General features: G+C 65.1%; 1 protein-coding gene. It reads right to left on the bottom strand.

Features of this window, described 5'->3' with window-relative positions; all coding sequences use genetic code 11:
- On the bottom strand, window positions 1-988 hold a 988-nt coding region (locus tag AC27E8_RS00490; protein ID WP_487111313.1), incomplete at both ends, for a DEAD/DEAH box helicase.

A 988-nucleotide genomic window follows, 5' to 3' on the forward strand; every position in this document is an offset into this window, starting at 1 on the left:
GCCGCGCCCCAGGCCATCTCCGAGTCCGGCCCGAAGTACACGCGGTGCATCTCGGGCTTCGCGCCCGGCTCCTCTGTACTGAATCGCCCGTAGGCCACGTACCAGCCGACCTGCGTCTGCTCGACTCGGACAAAGTTGCCGCAGAAGTCCCGCGCGAGCCACACACGCTCGCGAACCCGCATCCACCGAAACGCGCTCGCCGTAAGCCGCTTGGCGACCCTCGGCCCGCGCTCGACGCCGGCCCGCTCGCGCTTCTCGCCGCTTTCGCCCTTGTCCTCGCCCGCGAGCAGCCGATCCACCGTCATCAGCCGATGCAAGTCCGTGACCCCGGCCACGTCGAGCACCAGGCAATCCTGCTTGAAGATGTGCGGCGCAATCCGCAGGCCTCGCCCGACGCACTGGACGTAAAGACTGTGACTCAAGGTAGGCCGCGCCATGATGATGCACGACACTTCTGGACGGTCAAAGCCTTCTGTAAGTACTCCATAGTTGCATAGGACTCGAATATTTCCATTCGAGAACGCGTCAAGGGTCTGTCGGCGCTCTTCCTTGGGCAAGGACCCATGCACCACAGCCACAGGGACTCCCGCCTTCTCGAACTCCGCCGCCAGGTGATAGGCGTGCTCGACGCTCGCGCAGAACGCGATCGTCAGCCTGTCGGAGGCCTGCGCCTGCCACGCCGCGACGATCTGCTTGTTGACGCTCGGCGTGTCCACCGCGCCCTCGACCTCGGCGTCCGACCAGTCGCCGTCGTCCTTGTCCTCAAGGCCTTCGACGATCTCGAGTTTCACGCTCTTCGGCGGTACCAGGAAGCCCATGTCGATCAGGTCGTGGATCCCGATCGCATAGGCCACGCCGTCGTACACCTTGCGGAGATCCGCCTTGTCGGTGCGATAGGGAGTCGCCGTGAGCCCCAGATGCACGTGGCCCTCGGGAACCACGGCGCCGAGGAACCCGAGCGCGTGGTAGATGCGCATGTACGTCCTTG

It is taken from the genome of Alicyclobacillus sp. CIJ1, assembly GCF_057538885.1.